General features: G+C 71.1%; 14 protein-coding genes. 6 read left to right on the forward strand and 8 right to left on the reverse strand.

What is annotated here, in order from left to right; all coding sequences use genetic code 11:
- Positions 1-15 precede the first annotated feature (15 nt).
- Both ACIBQX_RS09890 and ACIBQX_RS09895 read left to right on the forward strand, forming a co-directional pair.
- Positions 16-1,083: an ATP-dependent DNA ligase gene (locus ACIBQX_RS09890; RefSeq protein WP_397003849.1), complete on the forward strand. Its 1,068-nt coding sequence runs from the start codon at positions 16-18 to the stop codon at positions 1,081-1,083.
- A 25-nt stretch (positions 1,084-1,108) separates the two neighbouring features.
- Entirely contained in the window at positions 1,109-1,453 is a 345-nt protein-coding gene (locus tag ACIBQX_RS09895) for a hypothetical protein (RefSeq protein WP_397002590.1), read from the forward strand.
- A gap of 122 nt (positions 1,454-1,575) precedes the next feature.
- On the opposite strand, the gene ACIBQX_RS09900 is transcribed toward ACIBQX_RS09895, so the two are convergent.
- Both ACIBQX_RS09900 and pgeF read right to left on the reverse strand, forming a co-directional pair.
- Positions 1,576-2,796, reverse strand: coding sequence for a beta-ketoacyl-[acyl-carrier-protein] synthase family protein (locus tag ACIBQX_RS09900; protein WP_397002592.1), 1,221 nt, complete (start codon positions 2,794-2,796; stop codon positions 1,576-1,578).
- 141 nt (positions 2,797-2,937) lie between these two features.
- Positions 2,938-3,642: a peptidoglycan editing factor PgeF gene (gene pgeF, locus ACIBQX_RS09905; RefSeq protein ID WP_397002594.1), complete on the reverse strand. Its 705-nt coding sequence runs from the start codon at positions 3,640-3,642 to the stop codon at positions 2,938-2,940.
- A 197-nt stretch (positions 3,643-3,839) separates the two neighbouring features.
- On the opposite strand from pgeF, the gene ACIBQX_RS09910 reads away from it, so the two are divergent.
- Genes ACIBQX_RS09910 through ACIBQX_RS09920 form a run of 3 tightly spaced genes read left to right on the forward strand, consistent with a single transcriptional unit; the run spans position 3,840 to position 7,144 of the window.
- Positions 3,840-4,769 carry a hypothetical protein gene (locus tag ACIBQX_RS09910; RefSeq protein WP_397002596.1) on the forward strand — a complete coding sequence of 310 codons (930 nt, stop codon included), beginning with the start codon at positions 3,840-3,842 and terminating at the stop codon, positions 4,767-4,769.
- A 38-nt stretch (positions 4,770-4,807) separates the two neighbouring features.
- The gene (locus tag ACIBQX_RS09915; protein WP_397002598.1) at positions 4,808-6,247 is read left to right on the forward strand and encodes an aldehyde dehydrogenase family protein; all 1,440 of its coding nucleotides are present in this window, start codon (positions 4,808-4,810) and stop codon (positions 6,245-6,247) included.
- Positions 6,248-6,265: 18 nt separating this feature from the next.
- Positions 6,266-7,144 (forward strand): tetratricopeptide repeat protein, encoded by an 879-nt coding sequence (locus tag ACIBQX_RS09920; protein WP_397002600.1) that lies wholly within the window; start codon positions 6,266-6,268, stop codon positions 7,142-7,144.
- Between the two features lie 159 nt (positions 7,145-7,303).
- On the opposite strand, the gene ACIBQX_RS09925 is transcribed toward ACIBQX_RS09920, so the two are convergent.
- From ACIBQX_RS09925 to ligD, 3 genes are all read right to left on the reverse strand, one after another.
- On the reverse strand, positions 7,304-7,714 hold the full coding sequence (locus ACIBQX_RS09925) for an RNHCP domain-containing protein (protein WP_397002602.1): 411 nt from the start codon (positions 7,712-7,714) through the stop codon (positions 7,304-7,306).
- Positions 7,714-8,076, reverse strand: a complete 363-nt coding sequence (locus tag ACIBQX_RS09930; protein WP_397002604.1) for an RNHCP domain-containing protein — start codon at positions 8,074-8,076, stop codon at positions 7,714-7,716. Before ACIBQX_RS09930 ends, ACIBQX_RS09925 begins: the two co-directional genes overlap by 1 nt.
- A gap of 352 nt (positions 8,077-8,428) precedes the next feature.
- Complete coding sequence (gene ligD, locus ACIBQX_RS09935) at positions 8,429-9,433, reverse strand: non-homologous end-joining DNA ligase (RefSeq protein WP_397002606.1); 1,005 nt, start codon at positions 9,431-9,433, stop codon at positions 8,429-8,431.
- Between the two features lie 532 nt (positions 9,434-9,965).
- Between ligD and msrB the strand changes: the two genes are divergently transcribed.
- Complete coding sequence (gene msrB / locus ACIBQX_RS09940) at positions 9,966-10,367, forward strand: peptide-methionine (R)-S-oxide reductase MsrB (RefSeq protein WP_397002608.1); 402 nt, start codon at positions 9,966-9,968, stop codon at positions 10,365-10,367.
- Positions 10,368-10,675: 308 nt separating this feature from the next.
- On the opposite strand, the gene ACIBQX_RS09945 is transcribed toward msrB, so the two are convergent.
- From ACIBQX_RS09945 to hemG, 3 genes are all read right to left on the reverse strand, one after another.
- A complete protein-coding gene (locus ACIBQX_RS09945) occupies positions 10,676-11,143 on the reverse strand; it encodes a hypothetical protein (RefSeq protein WP_397002610.1) in 468 nt (155 codons plus the stop codon).
- A gap of 866 nt (positions 11,144-12,009) precedes the next feature.
- Positions 12,010-12,711 carry a hydrogen peroxide-dependent heme synthase gene (gene hemQ, locus ACIBQX_RS09950; RefSeq protein ID WP_397002612.1) on the reverse strand — a complete coding sequence of 234 codons (702 nt, stop codon included), beginning with the start codon at positions 12,709-12,711 and terminating at the stop codon, positions 12,010-12,012.
- Positions 12,712-12,715: 4 nt separating this feature from the next.
- Positions 12,716-14,131, reverse strand: a complete 1,416-nt coding sequence (gene hemG, locus ACIBQX_RS09955) for a protoporphyrinogen oxidase (RefSeq protein WP_397002614.1) — start codon at positions 14,129-14,131, stop codon at positions 12,716-12,718.
- Positions 14,132-14,174: the final 43 nt, after the last annotated feature.

The raw sequence follows: 14,174 nt of genomic DNA on the forward strand, positions 1-14,174 counted from the left end.
CCGCCGGTGGCGCCGATGCTGGCCAAGCCGATCAAGGCGATGCCCCGGCAGGACGGCGACCTGTTCTACGAGCCGAAGTGGGACGGGTTCCGGTGCATCGTGTTCCGCGACGGGGACGAGGTCTACCTCGGCAGCCGCAACGAGCGGCCGTTCACCCGCTACTTCCCCGAGCTGGTCGAGGCCGTCAAGCAGGAGCTCCCGGACAAGTGCGTGGTCGACGGTGAGATCGTGCTGCCGCAGGGGGCGCAGCTCGACTTCGAGGCGTTGCAGCAGCGCATCCATCCGGCGGCCTCCCGGGTGAAGATGCTCGCGGAGCGGACCCCGGCCTCCTTCGTGGCCTTCGACCTGCTGGCGATCGGGGACGAGTCGCTGATGGAGACGCCGTTCAGGGAGCGCCGGGCGCGCCTGGTGGAGATCTTCCCGGAGAAGGGCCGGTCCGTGCGGCTCACGCCGGTGACGACCAACGACGAGCAGGCGGCCGAGTGGTTCGAGATGTTCGAGGGCGCCGGGCTCGACGGCATCATCGTCAAGCCGGGCGACCAGCCCTACATCCCGGACAAGCGGACGATGTTCAAGGTCAAGCACGAGCGCACCGCCGACGTGGTGGTCGCCGGTTACCGCGAGCACAAGACCGGTCCCATCGTGGGCTCGATCCTGCTCGGCCTCTACGGCGACGACGGCAGGCTGCACCACGTGGGCGTGGCGGCCTCGTTCCCGATGGCGCGCCGGGCCGAGCTGGTGGAGGAGCTCAAGCCGTACATCGCCGACCTCGGCGAGCACCCGTGGGGACACTGGGCCGAGCAGGCGGCGGCCGGCATCGGCCAGCCCGCGCCGGGCCCCGCCTCGGGCGGTCAGCGGGTGCCGGGGGCGATCTCGCGCTGGAACGCCAAGAAGGACCTGTCGTTCATCCCGCTCCGCCCGGAGCTGGTGATCGAGGTGGCCTACGACCAGATGGAGGGCGACCGGTTCCGGCACACCGCCCAGTGGCGGCGCTGGCGGCCCGACCGCACCCCGCAGTCGTGCACGTACGAGCAACTGGAGCAGCCGGTGTCGTACAACCTCGACGACATCCTTGCCCGATAGGGCGCATAGCGATATATCTCGACACATGAGCACCGGAGATGAATTACGGGCGGCAGTGTCCGCTCGCCGCGACCTCGGCCCCGATTTCGAGGACGCCCTCATCGAATCGTTCCTCGACAAGATGGGCCAGGAGGTCGACCGGCGGGTGGACGAGCGCCTGGCCGCGGCTCCCAAGGCCAAGGACATGGCCAAGTACGACCGGACACGCGACGGCCAGCGGCTCGCCCTGGCGATCGTCTCCCTGGCGCTGGGCACGATCGCCACGATCTCGCTCACCCTGTTCAACGAGGGCGGCGCGGCGTACGTCCCCATCTGGATCGCCATCGTGGTGGTCAACGTGGTCTTCAACAACGGCCACCGCCCCCGCTGAGCCCCCACCCCGCGGACCTGGGGCGAGCCGAGCACGGGGCGAGCCGAGCACGGGTGCAGAGGCTCGGTGGGCGGCGGGGCGGTGGCGAGACTCTGCGGGCGGCGAAATCCGTGGGTGGTGGCTCAGGGGGTGAAGGCCAGAGAAGTGTTGTGGCCGCCGAAGCCGAAGGCGTTGGTCATCGCCGCGGTCCACCTGCCCTGGCGTGGGGCTCCGGTGACGATGTCGAGTTTGACCTGGGGGTCGAGGCGGTCCAGGTTGCGGGTGGCGGGGATGAGGCCGTCCCGGAGCGCGAGGACGGCGGCGATCGCGCCGACGGCCCCCGCGGCCCCGCACAGGTGGCCGGTCATCGACTTGGTCGCGGTGACGGCGGGATGCGTGCCCAGCGCCTCGGCGATCGACGCGCTCTCCGTCACGTCGCCGATCGGGGTGGAGGTGGCGTGCGCGTGCACGTGGCCGACGTCCAGCGGGTCCAGGCCCGCCGCCGCCAGGGCCAGGCGCATCGCGCGGACCTGCCCGCCCACGTCGGCGGCCGTGATGTGGTGGGCGTCGGACGTGGTGCCCGCGCCGGCCAGCGTGGCGTGGGCCCGAGCGCCGCGAGCCGCGGCGAACCCGGCGCGTTCCAGCACCACCACCCCGGCCCCCTCCCCCAGCACGAACCCGTCACGCCCGGCGTCGAACGGCCGGGAGGCCTCCTGCGGCGCGTCGTTACGCTTGGACAGCGCCTTGATCTGGGCGAACCCGGCAAGGATCAGAGGATGTACGCACGCCTCCGTGCCGCCGGCGATCACCACGTCGGCGCGGCCCAGGCGGATCAGGTCCAGCCCCATCGCGATCGCCTCGGCCCCGGAGGCGCACGCGCTCACCGGCGTGTGGGCGCCGCCACGGGCCCCGAACTCCATGCTGATCACGGCCGCGGCGCCGTTCGGCATCAGCATGGGGATGGTGTACGGCGAGACCCTGCGCGGGCCGGACGCCTCCAGGAGATCGTCCTGGTCGAGCGTGGTCAGCATCCCGCCGACGCCCGTGCCGATGACCACCGCCAGGCGCTCGGGCTCCACCTCGGGAGCTCCGGCGTCGGCCCACGCCTCCCTGGCGGCGACGAGTGCGGCCTGCTGGCAGCGGTCCAGCCGCCTGGCTCGCACCCTGCCCAGCACCTCGGCGGGATCCACCGGCATCCGGCCGGCGATCCGCGCGGGCAGGCCCTCGGCCCAGTCCTGTTCGAGTGCCGTGACCCCGGAGCGTCCTTCGAGCATGCCCGCCCAGGTGGAGGCCACGTCCCCGCCCAGCGGCGTGGTCGCCCCCAGGCCCGTGACCTTGGCCTCCGCCGTCGTCTCGCCCACCATCGACGTCCCCCTTCGTCAGTGCGCCCGGCCCACGCCGGTACGGCGCAACCCCACGCTGCCAGCGTCAGGCGGCATGGACAGGGGACCTGATCAACGAAAAACCGCGGAAAGATTTGTCGGGGATGTCACGGCTTGGGGCGGTCAGGTGAGCCAGATGAGACCGGCGAACCGGCCCGGGTCCTGGCGACGGTGGGAGTAGAGCTCGTCGGACTCCAGCGTGCAACGGGCGTCGTGCCGTACGTCCGGCACGCCCGCCGCGCGGAGCTGGGCCTCGATGCCGGCGCGCAGGTTCAGGGCTGGGGTGCCCCAGGAGGTGGTGGAGTGGGCTTCCGGCACCTTGGCGGCCACCCGGTCGCGCAGCTCGGCGGGGACCTCGTAGCAGCGGCCGCAGGCTCCGGGGCCGATCAGCGCGGCCATCCGTTGGGGGTCCGCGCCCTTGTCGGCCATCGCACCGACCAGCGCCGCCGCGACCCCGGCCTCCGTACCAGGACGGCCCGAGTGGGCGGCCCCGACCATGCGGGCGACCGGGTCGGCCACCAGCACCGCCGGGCAGTCCGCGCCGAGGGAGGCCAGCGCGAGGCCGGGCTCGGTGGTGTAGACCCCGTCGACCGGGGGCGCGTCGTCCCCGAACGGTTCGCTCACGTAGGCCACCTCGGCGCCGTGCACCTGGCGCATGAACACGATGGCCCGTACGCCGAGCTCCGCCGCCACGCCCTCCCGGTTCGCCCGCACGGCGACGGGGTCGTCTCCGGTGAGCCCGCCGAGGTTGCGCGTGCCGTACGGCGGCACGCTGACGCCTCCGTGACGATCGGTGACGGCGACGTTGACTCCCGGGACCAGCTCCATCCCCCGATCTTATGACCGCCTCGCACCCCCATGCCCTTCCAGGGGTGGGACATCCGTCGACGTTCCAGGGGCTTCAGGTCGGGGACCGCAGGGGCGGGGCTTCCGTCCGGTGGCGTATGGGCGAAGCTGGTGGGTGGCCGGCGGCGATGTGCGGGCGGTGGCCGTACCGGAATCGAATGCGTAGCGAGGAGAACCCCATGACCAGCCTTGCCGATCTGCACGCCCTGATGGCCCGGCTCGGGCACCCCGTGCTGCAGGCGCCGCCCCTGTCGGGGGCGCGCTTCGCCGACGGCGCGTCGTACCGCTTCGAGATTCCCAGTGTGGAGGGGCCGGAGGTGCTGGAGGCGGTGGTCGAGGAGGCTGATCGGCTCGGCGTGCCGTTGCACCGCACGTCGCAGGGCAGCGGCGTGATGATGCTGTCGGACGGGGAGATCTCCGCGATGGCGGAGCTCGGCGCCGAGCGGGGGATCGAGGTCAACCTGTTCCTGGGGCCGCGCGCCGCGTGGGACACCGGCGGTCAGGCGAAGGCGACGCAGGCCGTCGGCGCGGCGGCGCGCGGGAACTCGATGGTGGCGGCGTGCGTGGCGGACGCGCTGCGGGCCTGTGAGCTGGGGATCCGCAGCCTGCTCGTCGGGGATCTGGGCACGCTGGAGGTGCTGTCGCGGCTCAAGGCCGACGGTACGTTGCCGGCGGGCCTGGTGCTGAAGACCTCCGTGCTGGTGCCGCTCACCAACGGTCCCACCGCGGCCGTCTTCGAGCGTCTGGGCGCGAGCACGCTCAATGTCGGCACCGACCTGACGGTGCCGCAGCTCGCGGAGGTGCGGGCCGCGACGAGCCTGCCGATCGACCTCTATCTGGAGGTACCGGATGATCAGGGCGGGTTCGTACGGTTCTACGAGGCGGTGGAGATCGTCCGGGCGGCGGCGCCGGTCTATCTGAAGATGGGGCTGCGCAACGCGCCGAACATCTACCCGTCGGGCAGGCACCTGGGCGTCATCCCGAAGGAGCTCGGGCGGGAGCGGGTGCGCCGGGCGGCGCTGGTGCGGCGGCTGATGGAGCAGCTCGATCCCGGCCTGGCCGAGCCGCCCGCCGGCCGTCCCACCGATCTGGGCGTGCCCGAGGTGTGACTGGTCGGACCGTATCAAGCAAGCATATGCTTGGGCGCGTGGCTGACTATCGGAACCTGATCGGCGGCGAACTGGTCCCCGCGACCGGCGGCGCGACCATGGACTCGGTGAACCCGGCGACCGGCGAGGTGTGGACGCGGGTGCCGGCGAGCGGGCGGCCCGACGCCGAGGCCGCCGTCGAGGCCGCGCGGCGGGCGTTCCCCGGCTGGGCGGCGCTGCCCGCGCTGGGCCGGGCGCGCTACCTGCGCGCGGTGGCGCAGGTCTTCGCCGCGCACGCCGAGGAGCTCGCCAGGCTGGAGACCAGGGACAACGGCCGGATCCTGCGCGACACCCTGAAGAAGGACCTGCCCGGCATGACCTTCCTCTGGGAGCTGGCCGCCGGCCAGTGCCTGGACGCGGTGAAGGGCGACACGGTGATCCTGGGGCCGAATCAGCTCGGCCTGACCCGGCGGGAGCCGTACGGGGTGGCCGTCTGCGTCATTCCGTGGAACTCGCCCATCTCGACGTTCTCGGCCAAGGCCGCGTACGCGCTGGCGGCGGGGAACACGGTGATCGTCAAGCCGGCCGAGCAGGCGAGCGCGTCGGTGCTGCGGCTGGGCGAGCTGCTGGCCGAGGTGCTCCCGCCCGGGGTGCTGAACATCGTCAGCGGGCTGGGCGAGGAGGTCGGAGACGCGCTCGTACGGCATCGCGGGGTCGGCAAGGTCAGCTTGACCGGCTCGACGGCGACCGGGCAGGCGATCACCCGGGCCTCGGCGGACGCCCTCAAACCGCTCACCTTCGAACTAGGCGGCAAATCGCCAAATATCGTCTTTCCGGATGCCGATCTGGACGCCGCCGCCGAGGGCGTCACCGTGAATTCCGTCTACACCGGGAACGCGGGTCAGGTGTGCGTGGCCGGTTCGCGGATCCTGATCCACCGCTCCATCTGGGACGACCTGCTGGCGCGGATCGAGCGGATCGCCGGGGACCTGGTGCTGGACGACCCCTTGGACCTGGCGACCACGATGGGCCCGATCGTCTCGGCCGAGCAGTTCGAGCGCGTCACGTCCTACCTGGACCTCGCCGAGAAGGAGGGGGCCGAGCTGGTCTTCGGCGGCAGGACGGGCGCCGACGTGGTGCCGCGCCTGCCCGGCGGCTACTGGGTCTCCCCCACGCTCTACACCGCGACGGACAACTCGCTGCGCGTCTGCCAGGAGGAGATCTTCGGGCCGGTGGCGGTGGCGATCCCGTTCGAGGAGGACGAGGAGGCGCTGGCGATCGCCAACGACTCCTCCTACGGTCTGGCCGCCGGGGTGTGGACGCGCGATCTCGGGCGTGCGCACCGGTTCGTCCGGGATCTGGAGAGCGGCACGGTATGGGTGAACACCTTCCGGCAGATGCCTCCCGGCCTGCCGTTCGGCGGGGTCAAGGACAGTGGGTACGGCCACGACGCGGTCCTGGAGTACACGCGGGAAAAGGCAGCCATTATCAGCATTTAGTCAGATAGATTTCCCGTCATGAGCGAGGGGATCACCGATCAGCCAGACCTTTCCGAGGCCGCAGCCCAATCCCGGGCCTCGGTGCTGCGCAGCCGTGCCGAATCGTACATCGCCCTGAGCCGGCATGATGCGGCGATCGCGGACTTGACCGAGTCGATCGCTCTCGTGCCGGACAACGCCAGGGCCTGGCGGTTGCGCGGAGAGAGTCACCGGATCATCGACAGGTACGAAGCAGCGATCTCCGACTTCGCCGAGTCGCTCAAACTGGAGCCGGACAGCTCCTACGCCCTCGGCTCACGCGGCCAGGCCTACGCCTCGCTCGGCCGTCTGGAGGAGGCCATGGCCGACTTCGAGCACGCGCTGACCCTGTCGCCGGAGTCGCTGTGGATCCTGGAGGCGAAGGCCGACGCCCTGGTGGACCTGGACCGGCTGGACGAGGCGCTGGACCTGCACGCCGGGATCATCGCCCTGAACGAGGACCTGGCCTACTCCTGGCTGGCCCGAGGCGACCTCTACCAGCGCATGGGCCTGTACACCGAGGCCATCGCCGACTACTCCAGCGCACTGGAGGCCGATCCGGAGTATGTGCGGGCGTTCAGCAGGCGCGGCGAGGCGTACCGCATGATCGACCGCTACGAGGACGCGCTGCAGGACCTCAACCGGGCGGTCGAGCTGGACCCCGACAACGACCGCGCGCTGGGCAGCCGGGGCGCGGTGCTGAGCGAGATGGGCGACAACGAGGCGGCGCTGAAGGACCTGGACAGGGCGATCGAGCTGGACGAGGACTACATCTGGGCGTACCGGGTGCGGGGTGAGATCTACCAGGAACTGGACCGGCACGAGGAGGCGGTGTCGGACTTCACCCGCGCCCTGAGCCTGGAGTTCGGCGACGAATGAGCGCCCGCACCGGCGGCGAGCCGCCGGCACGGGCTTGAAGCCGACCGGCACCGGCGCTGAGCCGCCGGTACCGGCTTGGAGAGGATCGGTGCCGGCGCTTAGCCGCCGGTACCGGCTTGGAAGGTGCCGATGCCAGCGCTTAGCCGCCGGCACCGGCGCTCAGAGGGCGAGCAGGACCTTCGCCGGCAATGCGCCGTCCGACAGCGGCCTGATCGCGATGCGGAGCAGGGCGAGCGCGTTGTCGTCGCCCGCGATGCGGTTCGCGCTGAGCCCGTCGCAGGACTGGCAGTGGTGAATGATCAGCCACTCACCGTCCTGCCGGACGGAGACGCTCAGCGCCGCCATCCGGCCCCGGCAACTCGCCCGCCGGTCGCCGGGAATCCGGTGATCGACGTGCAGGCTGGTCAGGCAGTGCGGGCAGTGGTTGCGGTGAGCCGTGCCCGGCGCGATCACCGGCACGTCCAGCCGGCAGCCGACGCAGCGGAACGCGTCGGCCGGCTCGCCGTGCCTGACGTCCTTCCGCCGTTGCGGCCTGCGACCGCCGGGCTTGCCTCGTCCGTGACCGCCCATCACAGGTCACCGAACGTTTCCAGCGGGAACGGCGGCTGAGCGAGCGGGCGCACGGCCATGCGCATGAGGATGAGCTGGTTGTCGTCCCCGCAGATCGGGTTGGACGTCAGCTCCGCGCAGCGGGTGCAGCGATGGATGATCATCCAGTCGCCGGTCCGCAGCACCGCGATCGAGATCGGCACCATCCGCGCCCCGCACTCCGACGGCCCGCCCTCGACGCGGTCGAGAACGTGCATGGAGTGCAGACAGCTCGGACAGTGATTGCGCCGCGAACCATCGGCGGCGGTGACCGTCACGGTCAAACCGCAGCGTACGCATGAAAATGTGTCAGTCAGTACGGAACGGGTCTTGTTGGTGGACACCCTGGGTACTCCTTGCCGGAATGGTGATGGAAGAGCAGCAAGGGAGCGCCGTGCGGGCCTCGCCGACCCACGCTCGCGCGCGGGTGGATGCGGTACGGCGCGTGCGCGGGCACGGCGACCGTACGGCAGGTCAGCGGTGGCGTTTCAGTGGCGGAATCGGACCACGGTACGACGAGGCGCGCTTGGCGCGGACCGAGGCATTGACCCCCCACTTTCCAGGGCTCTTGGGGCCCTGAGACGTATCCGATGAACACCGATGAGCGTAATGGCCCCTTCATCGGGATCGCCACCGATTTATCGGCCGCCCGCTCAGGACCGGGGCCGCGGATGACCGCCGGCCCGGGGGACGTACTTACTCCGAGTCGTCACGCGCCTTGCTCGGCTGGACCCGTTTGGGCTCGCCGGGCATCTTCGGATAGTTGGGCGGATAGGGCATGTCGCCGCGCTCGTCCTTCTCGTACCGTTCGAGCAGCGGCTCGATGGAGCACGGGTGGTCGTCGATGGCGGCGTGCACGTCGCCCACCTCGGCGAAGCGGGGCGGCACAGTGCGGATGTCGAAGTCGCGTGGGTCGGCGTCGGCCAGCTCGTCCCAGGTGAGCGGCGTGGAGACGGGCGCATGGGGCTGTGCCCTGACGGAGTAGGCGCTGGCGATGGTCCGGTCACGGGCGTTCTGGTTGAAGTCGATGAAGACGCGCTCGCCGCGCTCCTCCTTCCACCAGGCCGTGGTCACCAGGGCGGGATCGCGCTCCTCGACCGCCCTGGCCAGCGCGATCCCCGCATGCCGAACCTGGACGAAGTCCCAGCGCGGCTGGATGCGCACCGCGATGTGCACGCCCCGGTTGCCGGAGGTCTTCACGAACCCGGTCATGCCGAGCTCCTCCAGCACCTCCCGCGCCAGGAACGCCGCCCTGCGCGTCGCCTCGAAGTCCAGCCCCGGCTGCGGGTCGAGATCGAGCCGCAGCTCGTCCGGATGCTCGACGTCGGCCGCGCGCACCTGCCACGGGTGGAAGTCGATGGTCCCCAGATTGGCGCAGTAGGCGATGGCGGCCACCTCGGTCACCCTCAGCGAGTCGGCCTTGCGCCCGCTGGGGAACGTCACGGTGACCGTCTCCAGCCAGTCGGGGCGTTTGGCCGGCATCCTCTTCTGGTAGATCGCCTCGCTCTGCACCCCGTCGGGATGCCGCTTGAGATTGGTCGGCCGGTCCTTCAGCGCCCGCAGCGCGCCCTCGCCCACGCTCACGTAGTACTCGACCAGCTCGCGCTTCGTGGCGCCGATCTCCGGAAAATACACCTTGTCGGGGTTTGTGACCTTGACGGTCCGCTCCCCCACCTCAAGCTCTATGTACGGCGAAGCCATGGAACGAACCTACCTCCCAGCTCGAAGATCACCCTCGCGGACCGATCACCGTGGTGGACGGTCGACGCCCAGACGACGCCCGCGCCGACCAGCCGAGCGCATGAGAAGAATGCATGAGGATCGCGCGCCAGGATGAACACGCCGCCCGTGCCGATGACTCGCCGCATGCCACGCTCCCGCCCGGAACATCGTGCCGATTCCCATGACCTTCACGAAGCGTAGGGCAGGGCTACGACAGAAACGGGGGCCCGTCCCGGAGCCTCTTCGGTGGCGGGACCGAGGGCTCGACGGGACGGGCTTCTCGAGACCACCCGCACACCGTTCCGGGCGCTGGCGCGCCACCCGGCCGGCCTGTTGATCACCGGCGGCTCCAGCACGGGCGTGGGCTGTACCGCTCAGGCGATCACGCGAGTGATCTCACCCCTTGCAGGAGGCGATGACACCCCCTTGCCTACAAAGACGCAAATACATCCCAGAAAGGATGCTTCCCCCTGCGGAGATCTCTTTTTGCCGCATCTCGTACGCTGGAGGCATGGACAAGGTGGTCAAGAGCGAGGACGAGTGGCGGGTGCAGCTGTCGCCCGAGGAGTTTCACGTGCTCAGGCAGGCGGGCACCGAGAAGCCCTTCACCGGCGAGTACGTGGACACCAAGACGCAGGGCGTCTACACGTGCCGCGCGTGCGGGGCCGAGCTGTTCCGGTCGGACACGAAGTTCGAGTCGCACTGCGGGTGGCCGAGCTTCTATCAGCCGTCGGAGTCGGACGCGGTGACGTTGATCGAGGACCGCAGCCTCGGGATGGCGCGTACGGAGGTGCGCTGCGCCCGTTGCGACTCCCACCTGGGGCATGTGTTCCACGGTGAGGGGTACGCGACGCCGACGGACGATCGCTACTGCATCAACTCGGTGTCGCTGAGGCTCGACCCCTCGCAGTGATCGTCCGGCGACCGTGCGTGTCGCGGGCCGCGCACGGGTAATTTTCGACCGTGAGGCTTGTCCATTTTCGTCATCGCTGGATGACGATCGAGACAATCGGCCGCGTCATCACTCAGCGGTGCGAGGTGTGCTGGAAGACCCGGGTGCGGGTGCGGTAGTCGGTTCAGCGCGCGGTGGGTGACCCGGTCAGGTCGGTGACCTATCGGGTGACCCGGCCGACTCGGGACCCGATGGGGCTCCGGTCGGTTCAGGACCGATGCGGTCGGTTTCAGGGCGGATGCGGTCCCGTTCAGGGCGGATGCGGTCGGTCAGTTCGGGGCGGGATGGGTGACCCGGCAGGTGCTGTCGGAGGGGCCGAGGATGTTGGCCAGCACCGGGTTGCCGTTCTCCCCGAACCTGGCCTGTACGAACACCACCGGGTCTTTGACTCCGTTCGCCTTGAGGTACGTCATGCCACGCTCGCAGAGGGTGATGGCGTGGGATGAGTTGCCTGCGTTTTCCGGCAAATTGGTGTAAATGCGCAAATATCGGCCCACGGTGCGAATGTCCTTGATGTGGCTGGTCGCCTCGTCGGCGGCGCCCCACTGATCGCGGAAGTACGCCACGGCCTTCCGGTCGGTGTGCTTCGACGGGCCGTCTGCCTTGTACCCGGAGCCGTCGCCCGGATCCGGGGCCACCCGCCCGGGATTCTCCACCCGCCCGGGATCGTCCGGTCCGCTCGTGTCCCCCGAAACGGCGGTCGGAGCCCGGTCACCGGCGACCCCGGAATCGGCCACCGCGCCGGAGTCGGCCGCCTTGGAGCCCGGAGCCGTAGTTCCCGAGTCGGCCGCAGTGTTCGGGGCCGCCGTGGAGTTCGGACCCGCCTCAGAGTTCGGGGCCGCTGGGGAGTGTGCGGGCCCGGCAGAGTCCGAGGTCGCTGCTGGTCCCGTAACGCTCCGCCCGCCCTCGGCCTTCAACGCGTTCCTGGGGCTGCCGCTCGTCACACCCCCCGACCGCGTGTCTCCCGGGGACGACCCCGCCCCACCGCCTCCGCCCGCCACCGAGGACCGGGCATCATCGGCGGTAGCCGTGGAAACCATGAGCAGGCCCCCGAACGTGCCGTTCACGCCGTACACACCCAGAACCCCCGCCGCGAGCGCGAGAACCCCCGCCGGCGCCGCCACCAGCCACGCCCCTCGCGACCCCGCACGCCGCCGCACCCCCCGCCGTCCAGCAGCGTGCCTACCGCCCCTACGCCGCCCGTCCCCACCGGGCGACGACGCCAGGCGAGCCGAACCCACGCCCTCATCGCACCTCAACGCCGGGCGGGTCGAGAGCACATCCTCGTCGAGTTCCCCGGCCCCGTCCGGCCGCAGGGCCGGGCCGCTGTTCTCGCCTGGCCGCGCGCCTGGGTCCGCATCGCGCCGCCCGGCCGTCCCGGGCGCGTCCTCGGCCCGCCGGCCGCCGCCGGGCGGGGCGCTCAGGTGGTCGTACGGCCGTCGTCCTGCACGTTTCCGCATGCGGGTGCCCCCTTGGACCGTGCCAAGCGTGGATCCCGTGCCCGCCCCGTATCGAGCATGGAATTTCCCTGAGTGTGACAAACAGGGAAGATCAAGTCAGACGGATCCACAACTTGGGTCTCGTTCGGCCCGAGCACGGCCCGTCAGGGCAGGTCGGCGACGAGCTCCCGCACGGGCTTGCGGACGCCGGTGTAGAAAGGGATCTCCAGCCGGGTGTGCCGCCGGGCCTCGGCGGCGCGCAGGGTGCGCATCAGGTCGACGATGCGGTGCAGCTCGTCGGCCTCGAACGCCAGCATCCACTCGTAGTCGTTGAGCGCGAAGCAGGCGACGGTGTTGGCGCGCACGTCCGGGTAGTCGCGGGCCATCCTGCCGTGCTCGGCCAGCATCGTGCGCCGCTCGGCGTCCTCCAGGAGGTACCACTCCAGGGAACGGACGAAGGGGTAGACGCTCACGTAGGCCCGGGGCTCCTCCTCGGCCAGGAACGCCGGGATGTGGGACTTGTTGAACTCGGCCGGCCGGTGCAGCGCCATCGCCGACCAGACGGGCGCGCTGTGCCGGCCCAGCTCGGTGCGGCGCAGCCGGGAGTAGACGTCCTGCAGGGCGTCCGCGGTCGGCGCGTGCCACCAGAACATGTAGTCGGCGTCGGCTCTGAACCCGGCCACGTCGTAGAGGCCACGGGTGACCACGTCCTTGCCGGCCGCCTGCTCCAGGAGGTCCTCGACCTCCGCGGAGACGGTGTCGCGGTCACCGGGGACCGGATCGGTGGCTTTGAAGACCGACCACATGGTGTAGCGGATCACCTGGTTGAGATCGCGGGCCTTCGGCCTCGCAGCGCCCTCTGTCATGCTCTCATTCTCCTGTCTGTGCGAGGTGGTCCAGAATCCGGGAGGCGGCCGTGCGCGCGGTGGCGACGCAGGCGGGGATGCCGATCCCGTCGTACGCGGCGCCGCACACCGCCAGCGCGGGCTGTCCGGCCACCGCGGCGTGGACCCGGGCCACCAGGTCGAGGTGACCCACGTTGTACTGCGGCAGCGCGCCGCCCCAGCGGGTGACGCGGGAGTCGAGGGGCAGCGCCCGCACGCCCATCACCTCGCCCATCTCCGCCATCGCGACCGACACCAGCTCGGCGTCGTCGCGTTGCAGCAGGTGCTCCTCGCCGATCCTGCCGATCGAGCAGCGCAGGATCACCAGGTCGCGGCTCAGGTGGGGCCACTTGACCGAGCTGAACGTGACGGCCTTGACGGCCCGGCCGTCGACCGGGGGGACGAGGTAGCCGCTGCCGGTGGGCGGCTCGGGGAAGGCGTCGCGCGGGTAGGCGAGCGTGACGACGGCCATGCTGGCGTACTCCAGCCTGGCCAGCTCGATCGCCGCCTTGGGCGCCTCCGGCTTGAGCAGCCTGGCCGCCGCCGGGCCGGGCACGGCGACGATCACCGCGTCGGCCTCGATCACCTCGGGCCGGGGCACCGGCCCGGTGACGATCCGCCAGCCGGTCTCGGTCCGGTGGAGCTCGCGGGCGGTGACGCCGGTCCTGACGTCGGCTCCGGAGGCCTTGGCGACCGCCTCGGGCAGGCTGCCGATGCCGTTCCTGAGCGTGGTGAAGACGGGGCCCGCGTTCTTGGGCGCCTCGTCGAGGATCTGCCGAGCGGCGGTGAGCAGTGAGCGCTCGGCGCGGGCGGCGGCGGCCACCCGCGGCATCGTCGCCTCCAGCGACAGCAGGTCGGAGCGGCCCGCGTAGACGCCGCCGAGCAGCGGCTCTACCAGCCTCTCGACCACCTCGCCGCCCATCCTGGCGCGGATGTAGGCGGCGACGGAGACGTCGGAGCGCACCAGCGTGGCCGGCAGGATCTGGTCGAGCGGCACGCGGACCAGCCCGCCGGGCGACAGCAGGCCGGACTTCGCCAGGGCGGTCAGGTCGGCCGGCACGCCCATGAACTGCCCCTTGGGCAGCCGGCGCAGCGTCCCCCTGCTGTAGACGGCGGAGCGGGTGGTGCCGGGGGTCATCAGGTCGTCGCCGAGGCCGACCGCCCTGGCCAGCTCCTTGCCCTCCGGGCGTCGGGCCAGCATCGCCTCCGCGCCCGCGTCGACGCTGACGCCAGCCACTTCGGAGGCGTACAGCTTGCCGCCGATGCGCGCGGCGCCTTCGAGCACCGTCACCTTGATCCGCTCGCCGAACCGCTCGCCTGTGCCCTGTCTGAGGTGCCACGCGGCGGCGAGGCCGGAGATCCCGCCTCCGATGACGACCACGTGCGCCCGGTTGCCTTCCACGTTCCCTGACGCTACCGCGTCAAGGGACCGGTCGCCGATCCGG

It is taken from the genome of Nonomuraea sp. NPDC049714 (assembly GCF_044465295.1).
In the GTDB taxonomy this organism is placed as follows: Bacteria; Actinomycetota; Actinomycetes; order Streptosporangiales; family Streptosporangiaceae; genus Nonomuraea.

Excerpts from the sequence above, each read along its gene's own strand:
- ACIBQX_RS09890 (WP_397003849.1), top strand. The coding sequence starts at position 16 with ATGCTGGCCAAGCCGATCAAGGCGATGCCCCGGCAGGACGGCGACCTG.
- ACIBQX_RS09895 (WP_397002590.1), top strand. The coding sequence starts at position 1,109 with ATGAGCACCGGAGATGAATTACGGGCGGCAGTGTCCGCTCGCCGCGAC.
- ACIBQX_RS09900 (WP_397002592.1), bottom strand. The coding sequence starts at position 2,796 with ATGGTGGGCGAGACGACGGCGGAGGCCAAGGTCACGGGCCTGGGGGCG.
- pgeF (WP_397002594.1), bottom strand. The coding sequence starts at position 3,642 with ATGGAGCTGGTCCCGGGAGTCAACGTCGCCGTCACCGATCGTCACGGA.
- ACIBQX_RS09910 (WP_397002596.1), top strand. The coding sequence starts at position 3,840 with ATGACCAGCCTTGCCGATCTGCACGCCCTGATGGCCCGGCTCGGGCAC.
- ACIBQX_RS09920 (WP_397002600.1), top strand. The coding sequence starts at position 6,266 with ATGAGCGAGGGGATCACCGATCAGCCAGACCTTTCCGAGGCCGCAGCC.
- ACIBQX_RS09925 (WP_397002602.1), bottom strand. The coding sequence starts at position 7,714 with ATGGGCGGTCACGGACGAGGCAAGCCCGGCGGTCGCAGGCCGCAACGG.
- ligD (WP_397002606.1), bottom strand. The coding sequence starts at position 9,433 with ATGGCTTCGCCGTACATAGAGCTTGAGGTGGGGGAGCGGACCGTCAAG.
- msrB (WP_397002608.1), top strand. The coding sequence starts at position 9,966 with ATGGACAAGGTGGTCAAGAGCGAGGACGAGTGGCGGGTGCAGCTGTCG.
- hemQ (WP_397002612.1), bottom strand. The coding sequence starts at position 12,711 with ATGACAGAGGGCGCTGCGAGGCCGAAGGCCCGCGATCTCAACCAGGTG.